The 22,909-nt window shown below is 53.6% G+C and carries 20 protein-coding genes and 1 tRNA gene; 6 read left to right on the forward strand and 15 right to left on the reverse strand.

The window, feature by feature from the left end; translation table 11 throughout:
• Positions 1-178: 178 nt before the first annotated feature.
• From ttrB to BSPA111_RS02855, 6 genes are all read left to right on the forward strand, one after another.
• Positions 179-913 (forward strand): tetrathionate reductase subunit TtrB, encoded by a 735-nt coding sequence (gene ttrB / locus BSPA111_RS02830; protein WP_373925613.1) that lies wholly within the window; start codon positions 179-181, stop codon positions 911-913.
• Entirely contained in the window at positions 914-1,936 is a 1,023-nt protein-coding gene (gene ttrC / locus BSPA111_RS02835) for a tetrathionate reductase subunit TtrC (RefSeq protein ID WP_183269681.1), read from the forward strand.
• Entirely contained in the window at positions 1,929-4,994 is a 3,066-nt protein-coding gene (gene ttrA, locus BSPA111_RS02840; RefSeq protein WP_183269682.1) for a tetrathionate reductase subunit TtrA, read from the forward strand. Before ttrC ends, ttrA begins: the two co-directional genes overlap by 8 nt.
• A 177-nt stretch (positions 4,995-5,171) precedes the next feature.
• Positions 5,172-6,632 carry an AMP nucleosidase gene (locus BSPA111_RS02845; protein ID WP_183269683.1) on the forward strand — a complete coding sequence of 487 codons (1,461 nt, stop codon included), beginning with the start codon at positions 5,172-5,174 and terminating at the stop codon, positions 6,630-6,632.
• Positions 6,633-6,642: 10 nt separating this feature from the next.
• On the forward strand, positions 6,643-8,421 hold the full coding sequence (locus BSPA111_RS02850; protein WP_183269684.1) for an aminopeptidase P family protein: 1,779 nt from the start codon (positions 6,643-6,645) through the stop codon (positions 8,419-8,421).
• Positions 8,422-8,553: 132 nt separating this feature from the next.
• A tRNA-Asn gene (locus tag BSPA111_RS02855) sits at positions 8,554-8,629 on the forward strand.
• Positions 8,630-8,695: 66 nt separating this feature from the next.
• Here the strand turns inward: BSPA111_RS02855 and BSPA111_RS02860 are convergent.
• From BSPA111_RS02860 to BSPA111_RS02930, 15 genes are all read right to left on the reverse strand, one after another.
• Complete coding sequence (locus tag BSPA111_RS02860) at positions 8,696-9,586, reverse strand: DUF417 family protein (protein WP_183269685.1); 891 nt, start codon at positions 9,584-9,586, stop codon at positions 8,696-8,698.
• A 34-nt stretch (positions 9,587-9,620) separates the two neighbouring features.
• Complete coding sequence (locus BSPA111_RS02865; RefSeq protein WP_183269686.1) at positions 9,621-9,818, reverse strand: ANR family transcriptional regulator; 198 nt, start codon at positions 9,816-9,818, stop codon at positions 9,621-9,623.
• Positions 9,819-9,941: 123 nt separating this feature from the next.
• Positions 9,942-11,198 (reverse strand): VasL domain-containing protein, encoded by a 1,257-nt coding sequence (locus BSPA111_RS02870; protein ID WP_255459222.1) that lies wholly within the window; start codon positions 11,196-11,198, stop codon positions 9,942-9,944.
• A gap of 65 nt (positions 11,199-11,263) precedes the next feature.
• A complete protein-coding gene (locus tag BSPA111_RS02875; RefSeq protein ID WP_221200552.1) occupies positions 11,264-12,319 on the reverse strand; it encodes a YgcG family protein in 1,056 nt (351 codons plus the stop codon).
• Positions 12,316-12,927, reverse strand: coding sequence for a LemA family protein (locus BSPA111_RS02880; RefSeq protein ID WP_183270279.1), 612 nt, complete (start codon positions 12,925-12,927; stop codon positions 12,316-12,318). The genes BSPA111_RS02875 and BSPA111_RS02880 overlap by 4 nt, the downstream gene beginning before the upstream one ends.
• A gap of 66 nt (positions 12,928-12,993) precedes the next feature.
• Complete coding sequence (locus tag BSPA111_RS02885; RefSeq protein ID WP_183269687.1) at positions 12,994-13,929, reverse strand: phosphatidate cytidylyltransferase; 936 nt, start codon at positions 13,927-13,929, stop codon at positions 12,994-12,996.
• Complete coding sequence (locus BSPA111_RS02890) at positions 13,926-14,579, reverse strand: 1-acyl-sn-glycerol-3-phosphate acyltransferase (RefSeq protein WP_183269688.1); 654 nt, start codon at positions 14,577-14,579, stop codon at positions 13,926-13,928. The genes BSPA111_RS02885 and BSPA111_RS02890 overlap by 4 nt, the downstream gene beginning before the upstream one ends.
• Positions 14,572-15,255: a CDP-alcohol phosphatidyltransferase family protein gene (locus BSPA111_RS02895; protein ID WP_183269689.1), complete on the reverse strand. Its 684-nt coding sequence runs from the start codon at positions 15,253-15,255 to the stop codon at positions 14,572-14,574. Before BSPA111_RS02895 ends, BSPA111_RS02890 begins: the two co-directional genes overlap by 8 nt.
• A gap of 81 nt (positions 15,256-15,336) precedes the next feature.
• Positions 15,337-15,774: a type VI secretion system baseplate subunit TssE gene (tssE, locus tag BSPA111_RS02900; protein WP_373925614.1), complete on the reverse strand. Its 438-nt coding sequence runs from the start codon at positions 15,772-15,774 to the stop codon at positions 15,337-15,339.
• A 1-nt stretch (position 15,775) separates the two neighbouring features.
• A complete protein-coding gene (gene tssJ / locus BSPA111_RS02905; protein ID WP_183269690.1) occupies positions 15,776-16,312 on the reverse strand; it encodes a type VI secretion system lipoprotein TssJ in 537 nt (178 codons plus the stop codon).
• Positions 16,293-17,390, reverse strand: a complete 1,098-nt coding sequence (gene tssG, locus BSPA111_RS02910) for a type VI secretion system baseplate subunit TssG (protein ID WP_183269691.1) — start codon at positions 17,388-17,390, stop codon at positions 16,293-16,295. The genes tssJ and tssG overlap by 20 nt, the downstream gene beginning before the upstream one ends.
• Positions 17,354-19,117 carry a type VI secretion system baseplate subunit TssF gene (gene tssF, locus BSPA111_RS02915; RefSeq protein ID WP_183269692.1) on the reverse strand — a complete coding sequence of 588 codons (1,764 nt, stop codon included), beginning with the start codon at positions 19,115-19,117 and terminating at the stop codon, positions 17,354-17,356. Before tssF ends, tssG begins: the two co-directional genes overlap by 37 nt.
• A gap of 169 nt (positions 19,118-19,286) precedes the next feature.
• A complete protein-coding gene (locus tag BSPA111_RS02920; protein WP_183269693.1) occupies positions 19,287-20,465 on the reverse strand; it encodes a tetratricopeptide repeat protein in 1,179 nt (392 codons plus the stop codon).
• Positions 20,466-20,491: 26 nt separating this feature from the next.
• Positions 20,492-21,541, reverse strand: coding sequence for a DUF6396 domain-containing protein (locus BSPA111_RS02925; protein WP_183270281.1), 1,050 nt, complete (start codon positions 21,539-21,541; stop codon positions 20,492-20,494).
• Positions 21,542-21,631: 90 nt separating this feature from the next.
• The gene (locus BSPA111_RS02930; protein WP_255459223.1) at positions 21,632-22,825 is read right to left on the reverse strand and encodes a sel1 repeat family protein; all 1,194 of its coding nucleotides are present in this window, start codon (positions 22,823-22,825) and stop codon (positions 21,632-21,634) included.
• Positions 22,826-22,909 lie beyond the last annotated feature (84 nt).

The raw sequence follows: 22,909 nt of genomic DNA on the forward strand, positions 1-22,909 counted from the left end.
CACCGAAATATCCTTGTTGATTATGTTTTAGATCAACAACAAGCCGGGTATGTGGTTAACCACAATAGAGCCGCCCCTCCATGATTTTTACACTGTAAATCATAGACATTTTTTATACATCACTAGTCAGTCAATGACGTGACCAATGTTTTGTTGTTGCATCACGACGGGGGAAAATATGGACAGTAGTAAACGGCAGTTTCTCCAGCAATTGGGCATTCTGAGTGCGGGTGCCTCATTGGTGCCGCTGGCTCATGCGAAATTCCCCTTCTCTCCTGAACGACATGAAGGGTCCGCACACCATCGTTATGCCATGCTCATCGATTTGCGCCGCTGTATTGGTTGTCAGGCCTGCACGGTCAGTTGTGCTATTGAAAACCAGACACCACAGCGCGAATTTCGCACCCATGTAAATCAATATCAGGTGCGACTTGAAGGCGAACAGAGCGTCACCAACGTGCTGCTGCCCCGCCTGTGCAACCATTGTGATAATCCGCCCTGCGTGCCCGTTTGCCCCGTTCAGGCGACGTTTCAGCGGGAAGACGGCATTGTGGTCGTTGACAACACACGTTGTGTCGGCTGCGCTTATTGCGTGCAAGCCTGTCCCTATGACGCACGCTTTATCAATCACGAAACCCAAACCGCCGATAAATGCACCTTCTGCGTCCACCGTCTGGAAGCCGGATTGCTCCCCGCCTGTGTGGAGTCTTGCGTCGGCGGCGCTCGTATTATCGGCGACCTGAAGGATCCCAACAGTCGTATCTCGCAAATGCTTCACGCAAACCACGACGCCATCAAGGTGTTGAAGCCCGAAAGCGGCACCCAGCCCCATGTTTTCTATTTAGGTCTGGATGAAGCCTTCGTCACCCCATTGATGGGACGCGCGCAATCCGCACTCTGGCAGGAGGTTTAAATGAACCCTTCTCTGATTATCGAGGAAGTGCTGACACGTCCGCAGGAGATAAGCTGGCTTCCCTGGGCGGTGCAGTATTTCTTTTTCATCGGCATTGCCACCTGTGCCGCCCTGTTTGCCTGCGTTCTTCACTGGCGTAAAAAAGAGTCGGCAACACTTGAAAACCTGACACTGCTGATTGCCTTAACGTGTTCCATCACCGCACCTCTGGCGCTCACGGCGGATCTGCATCAAACCGCCCGCTTCTGGCATTTCTACGCTTATCCAACGCCCTGGTCGTGGATGCCGTGGGGCGCACTGTTTCTGCCGCTCTTTACCGGGGTTCTGGGCTTGTGGTTTCTTGCACAACAACTCAAGCGTTTTACTCAAAAAAGCTACCGCGTGACGAAATGGTTGGCGCTGGCAAGCGCTTTACTCGCAGTAGGATTGCTGACGTATACCGGTCGTGAAGTCTCGGTTGTGCATGCCCGTCCCATCTGGTTTAGCTACGCGTTTCCGTTCGTTATGTTCCTCAGTGCTTTCCAGACCTTTTTTGCCCTGCTCGTCGTTTCACTTGGTGATGAACGGGCGTTACAGCGAAAACTGGCTCTGGCGCAGATCTGGACGTTGGGGCTACTTGCTATCGTTGTCACTATTTGGGTTACCGGCGATACGTTGTCCGGGGTGGCTATCCGCGACTGGCTTACCGTGTCGTCCTCAGCCAGATACTACGCAGCCGGGTGGGCCGTACTTGGGTTGATATCGCTGGGAATTGGCTGCGTGGCTTTGTACCAGCCGTTATCGATGCCATTACGTATTTTGCAGGCGTTGAGTGCAATGGCGTTGTGCTGGCTGATGCGCTGGACCTTACTGATTCAGGTACAGACCGTACCAAAATTTAACGCGCAATTTAATCCATATTCACTGCCCGCAGGCACCGACGGTTGGCTCGCCATCCTCGGCACTTTTGGTTTGTGGATAGTGCTACTCATTATTGTTCGTGAAACCGTGAACGGACTCGCAAGGAGAATGCAACATGGCTAATTTAACCCGTCGTCAGTGGCTTAAAGTCGGCCTTGCTCTGGGCGGAATGGTGACCTTTGGACTGAGCTATCGGGATGTTGCAAAGCGTGCCATTGACGGTTTGCGAAACGGAACCTCCGGCAAGATAACCCGCGACCGCATCTTTGCTAATGCGCTGATTCCCGAGGCTCACGCACAACCCCAATGGCAGCAAAATCCGCAACAAGTGATCTCCATGACGCAATGCTTTGGCTGCTGGACGCAGTGCGGCGTGCGGGTCAGGGTCGATTGCGAAAAAGGAAAAGTACTGCGAATTGCAGGCAATCCTTATCACCCGTTATCCCATGAACATCACATTAATGCCTCCGTCCCGTTTGCCGAAGCGATGGAAAAGCTGGCGGGAGAAAGCGGCCTCGACGCCCGCTCCACCGCCTGCGCACGCGGTGCGACTTTGATGGAAGGCCTGTACAGCCCGCTGCGTATTCTGGAACCGATGAAACGCGTCGGAAAACGTGGGGAAGGTAAATGGCAGCGCATCAGTTTTGAGCAGCTGATTGAGGAGGTCGTGGAAGGTGGCGATCTGTTTGGCGAGGGGCATGTAGAGGGTTTGCGGGATCTGTATGCTCCAACGACGCCTATAGACCCAAAACACCCTGGGTTTGGCCCGAAAACGAACCAATTGCTGGTCACCAATACCAGTGATGACGGACGCGATACGTTCCTTCGCCGTTTTGCTCTTAATAGCTTCGGCAGCAAAAACTTCGGGGCGCACGGTGCCTATTGCGGCCTGGCCTATCGGGCCGGTTCCGGTGCCTTGATGGGCGATCTGGATAAAAACCCGCACGTCAAACCTGACTGGGATCATGTCGAATTTGCGCTATTTATGGGCACCTCTCCGGCACAGTCCGGGAACCCTTTTAAACGCCAGGCCCGACAACTGTCCAGCGCACGTTTGCGTGATAATTTTCAGTATGTTGTCGTCGCCCCAGCTCTACCGCTAACCACGGTATTGGCTGACGATCGCGGTCACTGGCTGCCCGTTATCCCCGGCAGTGACTCAGCGCTGGCTATGGGGTTGATCCGCTGGATCATCGAAAAACAACGTTATAACGCAGATTACCTTGCGATTCCTGATGCAACAGCCATGCAGCAGGCAGGCGAAAAAAGTTGGACCAACGCCACGCATCTGGTGATCACCGATGAACTCCCGCAACTTGCCGGGCAACATTTGACTCTGGCTCACCTGTCGGCTGATGGTGCAAACGAACCTGTAGTGTTGAACGAAGACAACGAGATTGTTGCCGCCAGCGGTTGCCCGCGCGCGCAGTTGTTTGTTGCTCAACAGGTCACGCTGACTGACGGCAAAATCGTCACCGTAAAAAGTGGATTTCAGTTGCTTAAAGAGGCGGCCAATAAACTCACACTGGCGCAATACAGCCAACAATGCGGCGTGTCAGAGGTGAAAATTGCGGCGCTGGCAGATACCTTTACCCGCCACGGACGTAAAGCAGCCGTTATTACCCATGGCGGCATGATGGCTGGCAACGGGTTTTACAACGCCTGGGCCGTCATGATGCTCAACGCGCTGATTGGTAATCTCAGTCTGGAAGGCGGCGTCTTTGTCGGGGGCGGTAAATTTAACGGTGCGACCGATGGCCCGCGCTATAACATGGACAGCTTCCCCGGCAAGGTAAAACCGAAGGGGCTGAGTATCGCGCGCAGCAAAACGGCCTATGAATCCTCCGAAGAGTATCAGGATAAGCTGGCTGCTGGGGTTTCCCCGTTCCCGGCCAAAGCACCGTGGTACCCCTTCGTTGCAGGGCAGTTGACCGAACTCCTCACCTCCGCGCTGGAGGGCTACCCTTACCCGCTAAAAGCGTGGATCTCCAATATGACCAACCCGTTCTATGGCATTCCTGGGTTACGGGCCGTGGCGGAAGAGAAGCTGAAAGATCCCAAACGTCTGCCGCTGTTTATCGCCATTGACGCATTCATGAATGAAACCACGGCTCTGGCGGATTATATCGTTCCGGACACGCACAATTTTGAAAGCTGGGGATTTAGCGCTCCGTGGGCGGGTGTCGCCAGTAAAGCCACCACCGCCCGTTGGCCTATCGTTGCTAGCGCGACAAGCCAAACCGCCGATGGGCAACCAGTATCAATGGAAGCCTTCTGCATCGCCGTGGCAAAGCGCCTGAAACTGCCTGGTTTCGGTGACAATGCGATTACCGATGCGCAGGGCAACGGTTACCCGCTCAATCGTGCGGAAGATTACTATCTGCGCATTGCCGCAAACATCGCGTATATGGGCAAAACGCCCGTCGCACAAGCCAGGCAAGAGGATGTGACGCTGACGGGTGTGCAGCGTATTCTGCCGGTGATTGAGCAGACGCTAAAACCGGATGAAGTCAGTCGCGTCGCCTTTATCTATTCCCGAGGCGGGCGTTTTGCGCCGGACAGCAGCGGGCGCGTGGACAACAGTGTCGGCAATATTTGGCAAAAACCGCTGCAAATCTGGAATGCGGACGTCGCCGCTCATCGTCACGCGATAACCGGTGAACGTTATAGTGGATGTCCTGCCTGGTATCCTTCACGGCTTTCTGATGGGCGCGCTATGGAGGAGATTTTCCCGGTGCAGCAGTGGCCACTGAAGCTGATTTCTTTTAAATCCAATACCATGGCCAGCGCTTCTACCGTGATCCCACGGTTACATCATCTCAAACCCACTAACCTGGTGGCGCTGAATCCTGAAGATGGCAAGCGCTACGGTCTGGCCCATGGCGACACTGTTCGCATCACCACACCGGGTGGGCAGGTTGAAGCGCAGATCAGTTTGCTTAACGGCGTGATGCCTGGTGTCATTGCCATTGAGCACGGATATGGGCACCGGGAGATGGGTGCTGCTCAACACTATCTGGACGGTGAACCCATGCCGTTTGATGCACAGATAAAAGCAGGGATTAACCTTAACGATCTGGGGTTTGCCGACCCTACGCGTAAGGTAGCCAACACCTGGCTGGATTGGGTCTCTGGGGCAGCGGTAAGGCAGGGGCTTCCGGCAAAAGTTGAACGGATATAATTCATATCCCGGAAAACACTGACAGTTGCATCCCGCATGCTGTCAGTGGCCCTATTTCAGAAGCCTGCCTGGTTTAGCAGGCTTCTTGCTTTTCTCTTCCCGCCCCTTCCGTTCTCTCCCGTCGATGACATACTATCGAAACAGCCCTGCGTATAATCAGCAGGATAAGGAGATAAGATGACGCATCAGACAGCCGACACTGCCCTTACCCCGAATCAGGCCCTCGATAAATTAGAGGAGCTGTACGATGCTTCGGTCAACGCATTGCGCGAGGCCATTGCCCAGTACGTTGAAAACGGCACCTTACCCGAAATACAAAAACGTGCCGCAGGATTATTTGTCTACCCGGAATTACGCGTCAGCTGGGATGGCACTATTCACCATCCCAACAAAACACGCGCTTATGCCCGCTTCACCCATTCCGGCAGCTACACAACCACCGTCACCCGCCCTGCACTGTTTCGCCATTATCTCGCCGAACAATTAACCCTACTGTATGAAGATTATGGTGCGCAGATTGAAGTAGGTTTATCGCTGCACGAAATTCCGTATCCGTATGTGATTGATGGCTCAAGCTTGTCGTTAGACCGTTCGATGAGCGCCGGTTTGCCTCGTCATTTTCCGACAACCGAACTGTCGCAAATTGGTGATGAAACGGCGGATGGTCTGTTCCATCCGACTGAGTACTATCCGCTTTCGCATTTTGATGCACGCCGAGTCGATTTCTCGCTGGCCCGTTTGCGTCACTACACCGGCACACCGGTTGAGCACTTCCAGTCATTCGTGTTGTTCACCAACTACACCCGCTATGTTGATGAATTTGTACGCTGGGGTTGCCAGCAAATTCTTGATCCGGAAAGCCCATATGTCGCGCTTTCATGCGCCGGTGGCGTGTGGTTAACGGCCGACAGCCAGGCACCTGAAGAGGCCATTTCTGATCTCGCCTGGAAAAAACACCAAATGCCAGCATGGCATTTGATTGATGCCAACGGTACAGGTATCACGCTGATTAACATTGGTGTTGGGCCATCGAATGCCAAAAATATTTGCGACCATCTTGCGGTATTGCGCCCAGCGGCCTGGCTGATGATTGGCCACTGCGGCGGCCTGCGTGAAAGCCAGTCAATTGGCGATTATGTGCTGGCTCACGCCTATCTGCGTGACGATCATGTTCTCGATGCCGTGCTGCCACCCGACATTCCGATTCCAAGCATCGCTGAAGTACAACGCGCACTGTATGACGCCACCAAACTGGTGAGTGGAATGCCGGGTGAAGAAGTTAAACAGCGCTTACGTACAGGAACAGTCGTCACCACTGACGATCGTAACTGGGAGCTACGCTATTCAGCTTCAGCCTTGCGTTTCAACTTGAGCCGTGCGGTTGCTATTGATATGGAGAGTGCCACCATCGCCGCGCAAGGTTATCGCTTCCGCGTCCCTTATGGCACATTGCTGTGCGTTTCAGATAAGCCGCTGCACGGCGAAATTAAACTGCCGGGTCAGGCCAATCGATTCTATGAAGGGGCGATTTCGGAGCATTTGCAAATCGGTATATGCGCCATTGACCTCCTGCGAGCTGAAGGCGAACGCCTGCACTCGCGCAAACTACGTACCTTTAACGAGCCACCTTTCCGATAAGAGAATAAAAATGCAACACACATCACCTCTGGCTGCGTTACGCAGCCTGCTTAAAGAGCGCGAACTTGATGGCATGCTTATCCCTCGTGCCGATGCGCATCAAAGTGAATACTGTGCCCCCTTTGACGCAAAGCTTGAATTTATCAGTGGTTTTGATGGCTCAGCGGGGCTGGCTCTGATTTTGGCCGACCGCGCACTGCTGTTTGTTGATGGTCGCTACCAGGTTCAGGCGCACCAGCAAGTTAACCTCAGCGAGTTTGAAATTCATCACCTGCACGATGAACCCATCCACCTCTGGATGCGCGAAAACTTACCTTCTGGTCAACGTATTGCATTTGAACCGATGCTTATCGTTAACAACCAGTATGAACAACTGCGCACCAGCGGCTGTGACCTGGTGGCCGTCAACGATGATCCTATTAATAAAATCTGGACCGAGCGCCCGGCAGCACCGCGCGGCGTGATTCATCCTATGCCCGTTGAGATTAGCGGTGAATCAACCGCGTCCAAAAGTGCACGTGTCGCGGAAGCCCTGACGCGTGAAGGTGTGGACTACCTTGCCCTCACCTTGCCTGACAACATTGCCTGGCTGTTGAATGTTCGCGGTTCAGATATCGCCATGAGCCCAGTGCCACTCTCTTTCGCCCTGATTAAAAACGACGGTGCCGTAGAGTGGTTTGTCGATGAAGCCAAGCTGCAACAGCTTGATAGCGGATTGTTGGACTCGCTTAAGACACACAGTGCAGATGCGTTTCTGCCGCGTTGTAAGCAGCTTGCGGCGGGAAAACGCTTCTTACTTGATGGTGATAATACTCCGGTTGCGGTACGCTTTGCCGTTGAACAAGGAGGGGGTGAAATCGAATGGTTGGCCGATCCTGTTACGCTGATGAAAGCGAATAAAAACAGCGTCGAGCTGGAAGGGTATCGTTCAAGCCACGTGGAAGATGGCGCGGCATGGGTGAATTTCCTCGCCTGGTTGAGTCATGAAGTCCCCTTGCGTGAAGCCGCAGGCAACCCGATTACAGAACTCGAAGCCCAGGAAAAGCAGCTGACTTTCCGCCAGCAGTGTGAAAACTTCTGGGAACAAAGTTTTGGTACGATTTCCGCGGCTGCGAGTAATGCAGCAATGTGCCACTACCACAGCGCACCAGAAACCAATTTTGCGATCACCAGTAAAGAGTTTTACCTGAATGATTCAGGTGGCCAGTATTACAACGGCACCACCGATGCCACGCGGACATTGAACTTCGGGCAACTTGACGGTCAACGTCGCCTGCATTACACCGCCGTGTTAAAAGGGTTCTTGTCGCTGATTTCACTGCAATTCCCTCAAGGCACGCAAGGGCATCAACTCGATGCGTTTGCTCGTCGTCCATTATGGGAACTGGGTCTGGATTATGACCATGGCACGGGTCACGGTGTCGGCCACTGCTTGCTCATTCATGAAAACCCACATCGTATGGCGAAGAAAGTGAATCCATGGCCGATGTTACCCGGCAATGTTCTGACTATCGAACCTGGATATTACCTCGCCGGAAGCCACGGTATTCGCATTGAAAACCAGGTTGAAGTTGTCGCCTCACGACCAGGCTTCTGTAAATTTGCCTCGCTGACGCTGATCCCGATCGATTTAAGCGCGGTCGATTTATCCCTGCTGAGCGAACAAGACATTGCCTGGCTTGATGATTATCACCAGCAAGTACGCGAAACATTATCGCCGCTTGTCTCAAGTGACGCTCGCCCGTGGTTGATTGAAGCGACTGCACCGGTCAGGGCACAACGGGCATAAAACCCTTTATGAGCCGCGCATTTGCGGCTCTTTTCTTCTTTTTGTTGATTAAATCAGCAATCAAACACGTTTCATCTAAACAGCCTTTGACAACCCAGTGGGCGCTCGTTACTATGCGCCCCGTTAACCGATTCCTCTGTAGTTCAGTCGGTAGAACGGCGGACTGTTAATCCGTATGTCACTGGTTCGAGTCCAGTCAGAGGAGCCAAATTCGAGAGCCCGCTTAAGGAAACTTAAGCGGGCTTTTTTGTTTGCGTGCAGCATTCACCAGGACTCAGGTGCCTGACTTTACATTCTTGCAGCAGATGCTGGCGAATGGCGTCAGGAACAGCACCAGCGCCCCCAGTAATAATAATTCATCCTTGATAAGGAACTGCCCGGTACGGCCAATAAACGGGAAGCCGTAACCCGACTGCCAGCCGGGTAAGCTGAACAGGAAGGTGTTGGTCAGCAGATAGGTACAGATCGCCGCCAGGAAACCCAGACGCGCAATATTCGGACGCCATGGCCAGAAGAGCATCAGTGCCGCTGTGCCCAGTTCAGTCAGCCCGATAACAATGGAGGCTTGTTGAATGGTGCAGAAGTTATACAGCCAGGAGAAGAACGGGCTCGTTTTCATCAGATGGCTGACACCTGTCGCTTCCACGGCAGTAAATTTCATGCCCCCTATCCACAACAACACCAGCAGTTGCCCCAGCCACAGGCCCAGTACCGCCGCGCGATATAAACGAGCATGACGCTGAAAAGCAAAAATCCCCAGCCCTAACGCCGCGATACCCAGATGTTTGAGCAGCGTCTGCCCGCCACCAATCACCGGGAAACCGGAATACACATCAGTGTGCTGATACATCGGCTTGCCAATCAACAAGAACAGTGCGGAGAACCAGAACAGCGCCGCCGCCAGCCCGGCATAGCGCCGAACCGTCTCATGAGGGACCAGCAACATCAGGCCAATCGCGACCTCAATCGCACCGACGCCGATGCTCACGGAATGGGCCATGGAGGCCGCGGGCAACCAGTCATACTGCGCCAGCAAGGCGGCCATGGTGTCGGTCATAAAGGGCCAGAAGCGCATCGCGCCAAACCACATCATCACCACCCCCAGCAAAACAGAGATGAGTCGCCAGACGGATTGGCCCGCGACCGGTAATTCACGTTCGTTCATAAAATTTCCTTTTAACTCAAAATGGAAGTACGGACTATTTGCTGACTAATGACATTCGTTGGCGGCAATATTCGCTGCGGGCATCAGCCCAGACCCGGTTGGTTTCGTCTACCGCCAGTGAGGACGCGGTCGTCCACAGTCCATATGCCTGCCGGTAATTGCGCAGCCGCTCTTCAGCACGCGCTTCCTCAGCGACCAGGTGATACGCGCTTCGCTTATTTTTGGGTTTCATAATGCATTTTCCTTTGCACCCGGGATGTCAATATCCCGGCAATAATGATGACAATGTCCATAGAGCCGTTACAGCGTGAAGTGGAGTTTATACAGATGCTCTGTGGTGCCTGAGGCAGGAGGGTTATGGTGTTTCGACTTGCTGTTTAATCAGGGTATAACGGTTAAGTAGCTGTTCCAGATGCTGTTCCGTCTGCGAAACCAACGCCGGGGGCAACGTGGTACCCTGCGGCGTCTGGCTCAGTAAGTATAATTGCTCCTCCGCAGGAACTGACCTCCCAAAGTTCTGAGTTATCGCAAACACCATTGATTTCAGCTCCGAGCCAGTCAGGTATTTTCCCTTGCGTTCATCCAGCTCATTGAGACGGCGGGTCATCTCATTTAAGCCTTCCATCCCCTGATGCCAGCCGGAGAGCACCTCGGGAGGCAAAGCATTTCCGGCGATACGCTGCTGCCACTGCGCTTTTAGTCTGTCGCGCTCTTCAGGTGCTGCCTTTGCGGCCAGCGCAAAGCCGTAGTCCTGTAGCCAGACGGGTGACTGTTGCCCCAGCCCGGTCAGCGCAGCGTCGTTGGAAGTCACAGGCAGAGTATTATCAGCCGGATGCAGCGTGTACCAGCCCCACAGCGCCAGCGCGCCGAACACCAGCGCCGAGACGACCCCGGCGGCAAAAACCGGCCAGCGCTTCGGCGACGGAAGCGTTTCGCGCACCACTTCCACCTTCACTTCCGGCTCCGGGCGTAACACATACACCTGACGGCTGATGTGCGGCGCAGTATCCAGCGCGGACGGCGAAACCCACGCATGCGGCGGCAACGCGATGGCCGCCGTTGCCTCTTCCGGTGACGCGCTGTTTTCCAGCCGGACCCGCGCATTGTGTACCTGTTGCATCAGCGGCACAGTCTGGCAGGCATGCTTCAGCGCCTGACGGGTCAGCACATCGTCGAGTGTCGCCAGCAGATTTTCCGCCTGCATCAGCGAAGGGACATCGCTGTGGCTCAGTGAAAAGGTACGGAACGTTGTCTGCAGGCGCTGAAACAGGCCATTGAGGATTTCAGCCCGCGCGTGCACCGGCTGCGGCCAGAGCTGCGCCCACTGATAGTTCAGCAGCGCGTTGAGTATCGCCAGCCCCTCGTTCATCCCACTGACGCGGGCCAGATGGCAACGCGCCAGGGTGTACCAGGCGCCGGTCTGCAACTCCACGCCATTACGTTCGAACAGCGAGAGCGACAGTGCTTCCGCCTGTTTCCAGTCCACATCCGGGCGTGCCGGATGCGAGAGTTTCGCCATCTCTTCGCGCAGGGCGATAAAATCCGCGAGCGTGCGCGGGTCACTGCCGGTTTTTACCGGGCGGGGTTGTACGTCGTGCATAATGGGACTCATCGTCAGAATAGAAAAACTGGCCGTGTGTTACCTGAAAAAGGGCAAACGAGGATGAACAGGGTGAGTTACCAGCGGCCTGATGCACCACCGCCTCCGCTACTCCCTCCTCCCCCGCTGAATCCTCCACCGCTGCCGCCTCTTCTGCTAAATCCACTTCCTGAACGACCCGAACCACTGCTGCCACCGCCCCTGCCTCCGCCTGAACGACCGCCCCGCGTCATACCGATATACAGCACCAGGCAAACCAGAAAGGCGATACCCGCCATGACAACATCGCGGCTAATCACCAGCACGGCAGCGGCCACCATCAGGCTACTGAAGAGCGATCGCTTAAAAGGACTAAACTTGCGGAAAAACAGCGCTGGCACTATTGGCATCAGCATAAACCCGCCGAATAACCATGCGCCTATAGAATCAACGCCACTCTCCGTTGAGTCCGACGTTTCCCCGACATCAGCATAGGATGCGGCAAATGCCGGATCCGTCGACATCTGAATGAGCGAGTCCACGCCCGACTCGATCCCCCCGGCATAATCGTCCCGTTTAAAATACGGCACGATATCGCGGTTGATCACCTGACTTGCCTGCAAATCCGTCACGGTACCTTCCAGTCCGTAGCCCACTTCAATACGTAGCGTGTGGTCAGCTTTTGCCACAATCAGCAGCAAACCGTCATCACGCTTTTTATCGCCCAGCTTCCAGCTTTCGAACACACGGGTCGCATACTGCTCAATGGTCTCTTCCCCCGTCGACTCCACCATCAGTACGGCAAGCTGATGCCCTGTACTCTGCTCATACTGTGCGAGTGACTGCGTCAGCGCAGCGCTGGCCTCGGCAGATAACGTACCCGTGGTGTCCGTCACCCGCTGACGCAGGTCAGGAACAGCAACCTGGCCTGAAGGTGATAGTTCAGGGACAGAGACATCTTCTGCCTGGGATATCTCAGGCGCCGCGACCTCTTCTTGTTCCGGTGACATCTCAGGAACAGCCCCCTGTTCTGTCTGTGTCATTTGGGGAACTGCCACCTGTGCTGGCAGGGCAATATCAGAAGCCACCGTCCGTTCTGCCTGAGTCATCAGAGGCCACAAAAGAGCCAGTGCAACCCACATCAGGCGCTTCATTGCTGCACCGGACGCGGAGTTGAAAAATCAACCGTCGGGGCAGTCGTCACTTTTGCCATATCATTCGGCTGGAAATTTTGTTTCCTTTCATAGCCCATGATCCGGGCGAGGATCACCCCTGGAAACTGGCGTATTTGCAGGTTATATTCCTGCACCGCCAGTACATAGCGATGACGCGCGACCGCGATACGGTTTTCGGTGCCTTCGAGCTGAACCATCAGGTTGGTGAACATCGTATCGGCTTTCAGCTCCGGGTAGCGTTCACTGATGACCAACAGGCGGGAGAGAGCTGAACTTAGCTCCTGCTGCGAGCGTTGGTAGGCCTGCATATTCTGAGCGTTTTTTGGCGCATGTTGCCCCTGACTGACGCTGCCAATTCTTGCCCGGGCATCCGCAATATCTTTAAAAACAGACTCTTCATGGCTGGCGTAGCCTTTCACCGTGGCCACCAGGCTCGGGATAAGATCAGCCCGACGCTGATACTGGTTGAGAACTTCCGACCACTGCGCATCGACCGCTTCATCGCTGGCCTGGATATCGTTATAGCCACAGCCGGACAAGAACAGCACACTGGCACACACCGTCAGCCACTGGAAAAATCGAATCATCAAAGCAACATCCTTTTATTAAAAACAGGGAGGTAGGGGGGTAAAGACAGCGGTTCAACACAGGTTTCAGGTGAAATGAAACCGGACCAGATGGAAAAACACCGGCGCGGCAAAACAAAGCGAATCAATCCTGTCCATCATGCCGCCGTGGCCTTCAATCATGGCGCCAAAATCTTTTACGCCACGGTCGCGTTTAATGGCAGACATGCACAGCCCGCCCGCGAATCCCAGCAGAGTTATCACCAGAGAAATCAGTGCCGCCTGCCACGGAGCAAAAGGCGTTACCCACCAGAGCAGCGTGCCGACAAGCGTTGCCGAGGCAATGCCACCGACAAATCCTTCAATGGTTTTATTGGGACTCAGACGAGGTGCGATGGGCCGTTTCCCCATCAGTTTGCCGAAGACATACTGCAAAACATCCGATATCTGTACGACAATCATCAGGAACAACAGTAGCTTAATATTCTGATGTTCATACCCCGGGATCGGCAGCATCAGTAAGGCGGGCGCATAGCTGATGCAATACACCGCAATCATCATGCTCCACTGTATTTTGGCGCTTCGCTCGAGGAAGTTATGCGAATCTCCGGCCAGAGCCATTCGGGTCGGAATAAATAAGAACGCATACACCGGAATAAAAATGGCGAAGACACCGTACCACTGCATGCCGACCAGTAAATATTGCACCGGCAGGATAATGAAGAAACACCAGAAGAGTGCTTCATGGTCTCCACGTCGGGTGGGGGTCAGCGTGACGCACTCCCTTAAAGCCAACAGTGACATTATCGCGAACAACAATGTTGACCCAATGGGTCCAAACCACATCGCCGCCACCGACAGCAGACACATCATCCACCAGGCACGAATGCGGGCATTGAGGTTCACAATAACCGGCGTTCGGCCTTTGGCTTTTTCAATAATGAACCCAGTGATGCTGGCAAAGACCAGCAACCCAAATAATCCCGCCAGCAGATAGACCAGCGCCTTGTCCTGAAAATTCATGATTTAAGTTCCTCGAGTGCTTCCCTGGCGCGTTGCAAAAATGCCGCTTTTTCTTCCCCTTCCTGCGGCGAACAGATGGGTTCACCAAAAGTGGCGGAACACAATACCGGCACCACCAGACGGGAACCTTTTGGCAGCACGCGATTCAGATTTTCAAGGTAGACAGGCACCAGTTGTGCATCGGGATTCATCCGAGCCAGATGCAAGAGACCACTTTTGAACGTTGAAATTTCGTCGCCATTTCCCCGCGTCCCCTCCGGGAAAATAATCAGCGACTGCGCGTTATTGAGCGCTTCACTCATCAGCGCCAGTGCGTTATTGGGCTGACTCCCCTGCTCTGCGGAAGGGAGACGCTTAATCAGGACGGCATTAAAAATACGCCGGGCGATATAGCGACGTAGTTTCGTTGCCAGCCAGTAATCCGCCGCGGCAACCGGACGAACAGCAGATCGCAACTGAGCAGGCATACTGGCCCAAATCACAATGCCATCAAGATGGCTGGTGTGATTGGCATAATAAATTCTGACCAGGCTCTTATCCGGTACAGGAGCAAGCCAACGGGCACGCACGCCCGTGAGCAAACGGCAGACACGAATCAGACATCCTGCCACCAGTCGACTATCCAGGCTGGACTTCGCAACATTACTCATCTGTTTTCTCCTGTGTCACCGCGTTCTGATGCAACTCATCCAGAATGCGTTTCCCACGCCTCCAGCAGGTGAAAAGCGAACCAAGACTAATAACCGCCAGACACAGGAAAAGCAGTTTTTGCCCGTAGTGAGTCGGGAGAAAAAGCGCCAGCAGAGTGCAACCGTACAGTAATGCCATCCGGTGCTGCTTCGCCATCGGCCCTAAAAAGTGCTGGCGAAGACCACAGGTTCCTCCGAGCAGGCGCAGATATGCGGTCATCAGCGCCAGCAATGCCGCAATCCAGCCCAGTGTTCCGGCGAACGGGAGTTCATTCAGGCCATACCCAACGCCAACGAAAATCAGCGTATCGGACAGCCTGTCCGGAAGTTCGTTGTAGACCGGCCCGGCGGGTGTCGCCAGCCCTCCTTCTACGGCCACCATGCCATCCAGCAGATTGCAAATAAGTCGCCCCTGAATCAAAGCCGCCGCCAGCAGCAACAGGCCGTCTCTGATGAACCAGGATGAAAAATTAAAGGCCAGTAAAAAGCACAGGCCGGAAAGCAGCGCGCATCCGGAACTGGCCAGTGAAATCTGGTTTGGCGTGATGCCCTTGTTTTTTAGCCACAGTGCACTTTTTTTTGCCCACGGTTTATCGCGAGTCGCGATGGGGCGGCGATCGTTAATATTTACTGCCATAAGTTCTGTACTCGTTGCGGGTAGGATTGGTACTGGTACCTTACAGCCAGTCTTCCATCGATTCCTGGCTGACACAGCCCATTACATCCGGGTATTAATGTAGCTCTGCTGTTTAAGGTGTCGCATCAGCACCCTTCCCTCTGGCATAAACGCTGTGCCGTAGCGCACCAGACCAACACCTTTTAATTCCGCATCAATCGCGTATTCGAGATGTCCCGGTTCGCTTTGTGGCAACAAAATGACGTTCAGACTTTTCAGGCGTGGTTCGTATTTCAGCAGCGTGCCCGAAAGCATGGTCAGCAGCGAATGCGCGGTGCCGGGCATTCCCTGCAGGATTTTGCTCATATCCGGCAGACCGTAATCCGGAAGATGGCTGAGGCTGCCCGCCCGGCAGTTGAGAATACGCTGCATGTTATCGAGCACCGACATAATGACCTGATTCTCTTCGCTGATGTCGCGCAGCTCGAGGCCTCCGGCGAAATTACCGGTCAGCATTTCGTAGACAGAAGGTTGTGCCATCTCATTTATCCTTCAGGGGCAGCAAGGTCATCCCCTGATTATTGAGCTCAATCTGGCGGGCCTTATCCGGGTCGAGATCGTCACGGCTCAGCACCAGTCGCCAGGTGTTATTGGTGACATCAGGTGCCAGAAACAGCCCTGCCACTGCCACATACTGGGCTGTCTCATCCAGAGGTACATCGAAGCTGACGGCACCGCCCGGACGAATACGAATATCTTTCTCCGCCACCAGGTCAGCTTTAATCGCCTGGCTGTCATCAGCAAACAGCGACGGATAATCCGTACCGTCAAACACCTTGCGGTCTCTGAGTTGGTAGATGCGCACCACCGTCGCCAGCGGTGCACCGTTCGCATTGTTGTTCACCGCATCGCGCGCCCGAATATCCAGATGCAGCGTTTTTACCTGCTTGTAGAAAATGGATTTCGTCACCGCGACGGTGCTGTCGGTCACTTTCTGGGTCAGCCCGCAACCGCTCAGGGTTGCCGTGATGGCCAGCGCCAACAGGATGTAACAAGTTTTACCAGCGATAGTCGCCATGTTCATCGGTCTCCCTCCGGTGAAGATTTTCCTGAACGCGCTGCCAGCGGCCCAGGTTAATCGTAATAAGTTCATCGTTATTTTTTGTAGTGGCAACCGCGCGCTGCGTGCGCATTACCGCGGTACGCCCCAATAGCACGCCGCTGTCTTGCGGCTGACAGGAAAGCTGTGCATCCGGTAACAGGCTGCGTAAAACAGAGAGTTGCAGGCGCACATGCAGGCGCGAGCCGAGGTAAACATGCAGTAAGGCCAGCAAATCGGTATGCAGTTGCCCACCGGGCAGCCATTCACGGGCTTCATCTGCATTGTTCGTTTTCAGACTCAGTAATATCTGGCTGTTCACATCCACCGCGTGGGTCCCCATCACCGGGCTGCTGCGCATGCTGACGGGCTGGCGCGCGCTCATGGCCAGTTGGTTACGCAACGGGATGCGCAACCGGTCGTGCGCAATGACGGTAGCCTGCGTATCCGGCGCAAGTAGCTGAACCAGTGCCACCACACCTTCGCTGGTGCGGGTCGGCAGGCGCATCATGCTGGTCAGCGCCAGGAAACGGGAAACCGGCGTGGCAATATGCTTCGCGCTCCCCTCAATCCCCAACCCGCACAGACTCAGCAGATATTTCGAGGTTCTGTCCGTACCGCCTGGTGCAAAGGTGGCGGGATACGAATACTTGCGCCAGATGCGGTAGTACTGGGTGATCATCCGGTGATTAAAAATATCCAGAAAATCACTAACCGCTTCGTACCCTTCCCGGCGCTGGGTGATGTCGTCGATATAGGCCGTCGGCAGCGGTGATTCCACGCCGTACAGGCCCATAAAGGTGGTGCGAATGGTCGGCGGCAGGTGCGGCTGGTCCGGGAATTCCACCCGTTTAAACTCGCTGGCCGGAAACCCCATCCCGGGATGCGGACGAAAACGCACCGGATCATGTTTGACCTGCCAGTGGCTGCCCAGTGCGGGCGCGTCCGGCTGGCTCTGCTCGAGCAACTGACAGAAGCGATAAAACTGCGTGTACGGCAGCTTATCGCGCATCTGCTCAATTAGCCGGGCAGACGCTGATTGTGGTTCTCTTTCCATCGGATACATTTGCCTTTGGGCTGAACGATTAGGGTGAGTTGGTTAAACAGGTGAATATCGGCATAGAGCGCCAGGAAACGGTTGAGCATTTCGCCGAACAGGTGAATATCTCCTTCGCCGGTAAAGCCATTGCCGTCAATCGTCACTTCCATATCAATACCGCGCAGCAAAAAGCCCTTCTCGAAACGCTGCACCTGGTGATGGCGCACTTCAAGGATGGCGTCCAGACGGCGGTTATTCAGCTCATCACCCTGCCAGTTGTACAGCTCCAGCGTGCCGCGCAGGACTTCCGCGCTACTCATCAGATTGAGGTAGCTGGAACCGAGGTGGCTTAGCACCCGCCACTGAAAACGGTCTTCCGCAGGGGGATAGGCGGGCAGCGTCGGTTTACACAGGTTGCGCACTTTGAGTGGCGTCTGCAGCACCGCTTCGCAGTAGTCGAGCAGCGTGCTTTGCAGCGCCTTGCGCGGCAACTGGCCGTTGGTCCCGGTGATTTTCAGCGACACCGCCTCGCGCACAAACTCACGATCGGCTTCCCAATGCACGCCTCCGAGGATAAGCCAGGTATCATGCAGTCCGGTCACTCCTCGCTTGACGCGGGTATGGAAGTAACGCTCCGGCGCATGACGGCGCTGCATCCCGCCTCGATGTCGGAAACTGGTAAAGGGTACGTAGGAGGCTTCCGACGTGCGGCTCGAACCGGTCACCGAATCCACCGAATAAATCTCGGTATGCCCGTCCTGCAAACGACGCGGACGCAACAGGTATTCGCTTTCCAGCCCGTTAATAATCAGCGGGTCGGCTTCCATGGAGAACAGGTTGATGACGGGGACACAGTGCAGATGCAGCACATCGTCAGTCACCGGTAAATCACCAGGCCACTGGCTGTTCAGCACCACTTCAATATCGAACCACTCAATGCCCGCAGGCAGGGTGATGTTCTCCAGCCCGTTGAGGTTCACAAACATAAACTTCTCGCGGAAGGTGAAATACTCCAGCAGCAACTGGTAACCGCTGAACGCACTCTCCCCTTTCGGCCACAGCAAATCTTCATCGGCAAAACCGCCCGGTGAGAACCAGCCATCGAGCCGAATGCGGTCAGTCTGCCCCGGCAGACGCAGATACAGTGCCGCCTGGCGACGGGTCAGTGCTAAATGCAACGCGCTGCTGACCGGCGCATCACCCGCCAGATAAAAGCTCAGGCGCTTCAAATCCACCTGCGACCAGTCCGCCTGTGTACTGCACGCCAGGCGCACGCGCAGCACCGAACGCCCGTCCGGCTCGGTCGCCATCACCACTTTGGCGACTTCAAGCGGGTTGAGTACCATATCGCGGGTGGTGCGGTACTGGCAGACGGTATTTTTCGGCCCGACAGGACGGGAAAACACTTCCATCTCCGCAGGGACCACTTCGGCGATTTTCATCGCCGGAACATCCGGGGAGAGCGCCACAATCGACAACGACGGAATGGTGCGCAGATAGTGCGGCCACAGCATGCTCACCAGCCCTTCGGTGAACTCCGGCAGGTCGTCATCAATCTTTTCGCGCAACCGCCCCATTGAGAAGGCAAAACCTTCAAAGATGCGCTCTACATAAGGGTCCGGTGTGCCGGGTTTATCGAGGTCTAACATCGCCGCCCGATCGGGATGCGTCTGAGCAAACTCTTTTCCCGCCTCGCGCAGATAGCGCAATTCGGTGTCGTAATAACGCAGGGTTAAGTCTTTCATATTTTCCATTCGATGCAACGAAGTTCGATCGTTTGAATACAACCGTAAAAGAATCGGCCTTGTGTTTTTAGAATACTATTAGCGTTTAATAAAAACTGAATGATTAACATACCGAGGGAATATATGGGTTCGTCACCCATATATTTTTTGCAGCACACTGATGTTTAGTTTATTTTCCACTTACTCTGGCAATCGCGTTATCATAAACAGGATTCTGTTTTTCACTTTTCGCGGCTCTATAATAAATCAGGGCATCTGCATATTGATTTGCGGCTTCGTAAATTTTACCGATATTGTAATTAGCGCCTGCACGAATGGTATTAGCTCCATTACCCGAAGCCAATGCAATAGCCTTACGGTTTGCCCAGATAGCTTCCGCCGTACGTCCTGCTTTCTGATAGACCAGCCCCAGATTGCCGTAAGCCTTACCGTTTTCCGGATAGTTGTTGACTGCATCCGTAAACAAGCTAATGGCTGCATCATATTGTTTATTATTATAAGCGGCCTCCCCCTGAAGATTCAGCGCTTTTGAAATATTAATACTCTCATTATTCCAGATTTGCGCATCAATAGCTGCACTGTTACTCAGCAAGGGTTGTAATTCGCCAGCCATATCATCGGCATCTAACGTGGTGCCTTTCACGTTATTAATATCTTCAATATCACCATTTTTATTCACCCGGAACACCGTCCACAGATTTCCGGCTTTCCCGGTCGGGATATAATAGGTTCGAACTAATGATTCACCAACATACACAAACACTTTTGCCTGGCTGTCAGAAAGGTTCATTGTGCCTGGCTGTTCACGGTCACTAAAATCATGGACCGCATAAATATAAGATTGCCCGTTTTCGCGCTTAGTGAGCGTAATGGTTTCAGGCCCATAGCTGTCAATATCGTCAACATCCAGGTTACCGTTACGCCCTTCTTTATGACTAAAGAACAAGTGGTTTCCCGGATAAACCATGTGTGAGTCAAGATCGGAAGGCGTGCGCCCCCAACTTAAAACAACACGCATACTATCCAGCCCTTTCATGGCAGGACTTAATGCATAACTCATCCCATTACATGGACACTTTGCTACCAGAGTGGAATAACCTTCCTTTTTAATCAGCACCAAATTATCGCTGGTATCAGAATAAGGCGTATCAATACTCGCTTTTCCTGCTGTATCGCTCGTAGCCGTGAGTGATTGTTCGCCATTACGTTGAATAACAACCTGGGCCTGGGAGATTTTCTGGTCTTTTATTGTGGCACTCAATACTTCAATGCTGGTCTGATTTGCGTAGGTGATGAAAGACGTTGCCAGAGAAACTGACAACAAACTAAAATTTAATACCTTTTTCATTTATCCCCTCAGTTAATAACGTATTTCTAGTTTTCATTAATAATTGAAGCTGGCAGCGGTCTGCCGGTTTCCGGGTTGAGCTGTTTGTTTTTAGCCAGTTGTTCAATCAGAGCTTCGCTGGGTTTGGTGGGTGGAACGTTAGCTTCACGGGCCTCAACCCATTTCAGTTTGCCGTCCCAGGCGGGCAAAGGAGCTGGCGGCAGCGGAACGATCTCATTGATTTCCGGGACGGTGGGATGGGCATAGGAATAATTTGCCAATATTTTCCAGATAGCTTTGTAACGACGGGCGCGTTCAGAGTCCTTTTTTTGCCCCATGTAATACAATGAATTAGCGGGCTCAGGACCAATAAATGCCTCGCTCATCATACCTGCAGAAGTATCATCGCCAGAAGCAACGCCTAATTGAAAGGCTTCAACGGCTTTTTGAAATTTCTTTTCAATCATAAATACATTTGCCAACGATTTCGCCGCACTACCCTCGCCCTGCTCAGCAGCACAGTGCAACATTTGTTGGCCAATAACTGGTGCCATTTTCGATGGGATGAGCTTATCGCCCACATAAGCCTGAGCCTGCGGGTTTCCTTCATCCGCCGCTTTACGGTAGTAACGTAACGCCATCTCAGAATCCTGCTGCAGTCCGGCTACACCATGCTCGAGATAAATGGCGATAAAATAGTAACCAGTAGCAATATTTGCCTCTATCAGTTGCTGACTCATACGCAGGCGCTCCGTGCGGCTAAGTGAAAACTGCCCGCGCAATGCCCCATTCTGCAAGTTGATGCTGGCTTTATAGTGACCGTTGGCCGCAGCTATTCGATACAGGCGCTCGGTTTGCACATCCACGGTTTTATCTTCCTTAAGCTGGTTATTCACCTGCAACCAGCGGGCGTACTTGAACAACACATCAGCATCTGCTGAAGCTTCCGGGATGGTTTCGTGTTTGCAGGTAAAGGCCAGACGGGCATTGATAGTGGAAAGCGGGTCCATCGCCGCACTTTTATTGACTGGCGTCGGGGCTTTTCCCTGATCGCAACCTGCCAGCAGCAGGCATGACAGCAGCAGTAACCGGTACATCCCTCGAGCTTTGTTAAACAGGTTCATCTTCTGCATTCCTTGCTTTATGTCCGTTGAGAGTGACTGTTGCTGGCTTGCCGTGAAGTGGAATTACACCTCGCCTAAAAATCGCCAGTCGACATGCTGTTCCTGCTGATAATGTTTGTCGCTGAACGGCCACGGACGCGGGCGATAAAAATCCACGACGTCGGTGGGCATTATGTCGCCCTCTTTGAGCGTCAAAATCGCGTTCTGGCTGATGCCGTTATGAGGCAGCCAGGCAATCTGCCAGTAGCCACTTTTCGGGCAGGGTTCACCGGTTTTACACAGCAAATGAACTGCGGCAGTTTTATTAAAATCCGGTGAGGTTGGCAGCGGCCTGCCGGTTTCCGGGTTGAGCTGTTTGTCTTTCGCCAGTTGCTCAATCAGGGCTTCGCTGGGTTTTGGTGGCGCTATATTGGCATCATCGGCTTCGACCCATTTCAGCTTGCCGTCCCAGGCGGGCAGCTGAGCGGGGGGCAGAGGGACAATATCGTTGATTTCAGGAACTTTAGGGCTTGCATAAGAGGCTCTGCTCAGCACATCGCCGATTTGTTCATAACGACGGGCGCGCTCAGGATCTTTCTGCTGACCTAGATAGTAAATACTTTCGGATTCCGGCCCACCAAATCCTTTTTCTAGAGCATAGGCCGATGTTTCATCACCAGCAGCAATTCCAAGTTGAAATGCCTCGATCGCCTCCTTATATACTCCATCAATTTGAAGATCAATCCCAAGAGCTTGTGCGGCTTCTCCATTCCCCTGTTCAGCTGCACAACGACGCATCTGACGGGCAATTTCCGGTGACATTTTAGCTGGAGCTAGCCTATGGCCAACATAAGCCTGTGCCTGAGGATTTCCTTCATCCGCTGCTTTGCGGTAGTAACGCAATGCCATGTCCGGATTTTGCTGTAGCCCAGCCGCGCCACGTTCGAGATAGATAGCGATAAAGTAGTAACCGGTCGCCACTTTCGCATCTATCAGTTGTTGGCTCATTCGCAGACGTTCGTCTGAACTGAGATTGAACTGGCCACGTATCGCACCATTTTGCAGGTTGATACTGGCTTTAACATGCCCGTTTGTCGCTGCAATGCGGTATAAGCGCTCGGTTTGCGCATCTACTGTTTTGTCCTGCTTAAGCAGGTTATTTTTCTGTAACCAGCGGGCGTATTTAAACAACGCATCCGAATCGGCAGAAGGCTCCGGAAAGGTTTCGTGTTTGCAGGTAAAGACCAGACTGGCATTTATATCTCTAAGTGAATCCATGGGAACATCCTTTTTTACAGCATTCATAGTGCTGCTTTGATCACAAGCCACCAGCAGCAGGCAGGATAACAATAATATTTTGCG

This window comes from Buttiauxella sp. A111 (assembly GCF_014189855.1).
Taxonomy (GTDB): Bacteria; Pseudomonadota; Gammaproteobacteria; order Enterobacterales; family Enterobacteriaceae; genus Buttiauxella; species Buttiauxella selenatireducens.

What these genes read in the sequence shown, in the direction of transcription:
- ttrB (WP_373925613.1), top strand. Translation starts at nt 179, where the DNA reads ATGGACAGTAGTAAACGGCAGTTTCTCCAGCAATTGGGCATTCTGAGT.
- ttrC (WP_183269681.1), top strand. Translation starts at nt 914, where the DNA reads ATGAACCCTTCTCTGATTATCGAGGAAGTGCTGACACGTCCGCAGGAG.
- ttrA (WP_183269682.1), top strand. Translation starts at nt 1,929, where the DNA reads ATGGCTAATTTAACCCGTCGTCAGTGGCTTAAAGTCGGCCTTGCTCTG.
- BSPA111_RS02845 (WP_183269683.1), top strand. Translation starts at nt 5,172, where the DNA reads ATGACGCATCAGACAGCCGACACTGCCCTTACCCCGAATCAGGCCCTC.
- BSPA111_RS02850 (WP_183269684.1), top strand. Translation starts at nt 6,643, where the DNA reads ATGCAACACACATCACCTCTGGCTGCGTTACGCAGCCTGCTTAAAGAG.
- BSPA111_RS02860 (WP_183269685.1), bottom strand. Translation starts at nt 9,586, where the DNA reads ATGAACGAACGTGAATTACCGGTCGCGGGCCAATCCGTCTGGCGACTC.
- BSPA111_RS02865 (WP_183269686.1), bottom strand. Translation starts at nt 9,818, where the DNA reads ATGAAACCCAAAAATAAGCGAAGCGCGTATCACCTGGTCGCTGAGGAA.
- BSPA111_RS02870 (WP_255459222.1), bottom strand. Translation starts at nt 11,198, where the DNA reads ATGAGTCCCATTATGCACGACGTACAACCCCGCCCGGTAAAAACCGGC.
- BSPA111_RS02875 (WP_221200552.1), bottom strand. Translation starts at nt 12,319, where the DNA reads ATGAAGCGCCTGATGTGGGTTGCACTGGCTCTTTTGTGGCCTCTGATG.
- BSPA111_RS02880 (WP_183270279.1), bottom strand. Translation starts at nt 12,927, where the DNA reads ATGATTCGATTTTTCCAGTGGCTGACGGTGTGTGCCAGTGTGCTGTTC.
- BSPA111_RS02885 (WP_183269687.1), bottom strand. Translation starts at nt 13,929, where the DNA reads ATGAATTTTCAGGACAAGGCGCTGGTCTATCTGCTGGCGGGATTATTT.
- BSPA111_RS02890 (WP_183269688.1), bottom strand. Translation starts at nt 14,579, where the DNA reads ATGAGTAATGTTGCGAAGTCCAGCCTGGATAGTCGACTGGTGGCAGGA.
- BSPA111_RS02895 (WP_183269689.1), bottom strand. Translation starts at nt 15,255, where the DNA reads ATGGCAGTAAATATTAACGATCGCCGCCCCATCGCGACTCGCGATAAA.
- tssE (WP_373925614.1), bottom strand. Translation starts at nt 15,774, where the DNA reads ATGGCACAACCTTCTGTCTACGAAATGCTGACCGGTAATTTCGCCGGA.
- tssJ (WP_183269690.1), bottom strand. Translation starts at nt 16,312, where the DNA reads ATGGCGACTATCGCTGGTAAAACTTGTTACATCCTGTTGGCGCTGGCC.
- tssG (WP_183269691.1), bottom strand. Translation starts at nt 17,390, where the DNA reads ATGGAAAGAGAACCACAATCAGCGTCTGCCCGGCTAATTGAGCAGATG.
- tssF (WP_183269692.1), bottom strand. Translation starts at nt 19,117, where the DNA reads ATGAAAGACTTAACCCTGCGTTATTACGACACCGAATTGCGCTATCTG.
- BSPA111_RS02920 (WP_183269693.1), bottom strand. Translation starts at nt 20,465, where the DNA reads ATGAAAAAGGTATTAAATTTTAGTTTGTTGTCAGTTTCTCTGGCAACG.
- BSPA111_RS02925 (WP_183270281.1), bottom strand. Translation starts at nt 21,541, where the DNA reads ATGTACCGGTTACTGCTGCTGTCATGCCTGCTGCTGGCAGGTTGCGAT.
- BSPA111_RS02930 (WP_255459223.1), bottom strand. Translation starts at nt 22,825, where the DNA reads ATGGATTCACTTAGAGATATAAATGCCAGTCTGGTCTTTACCTGCAAA.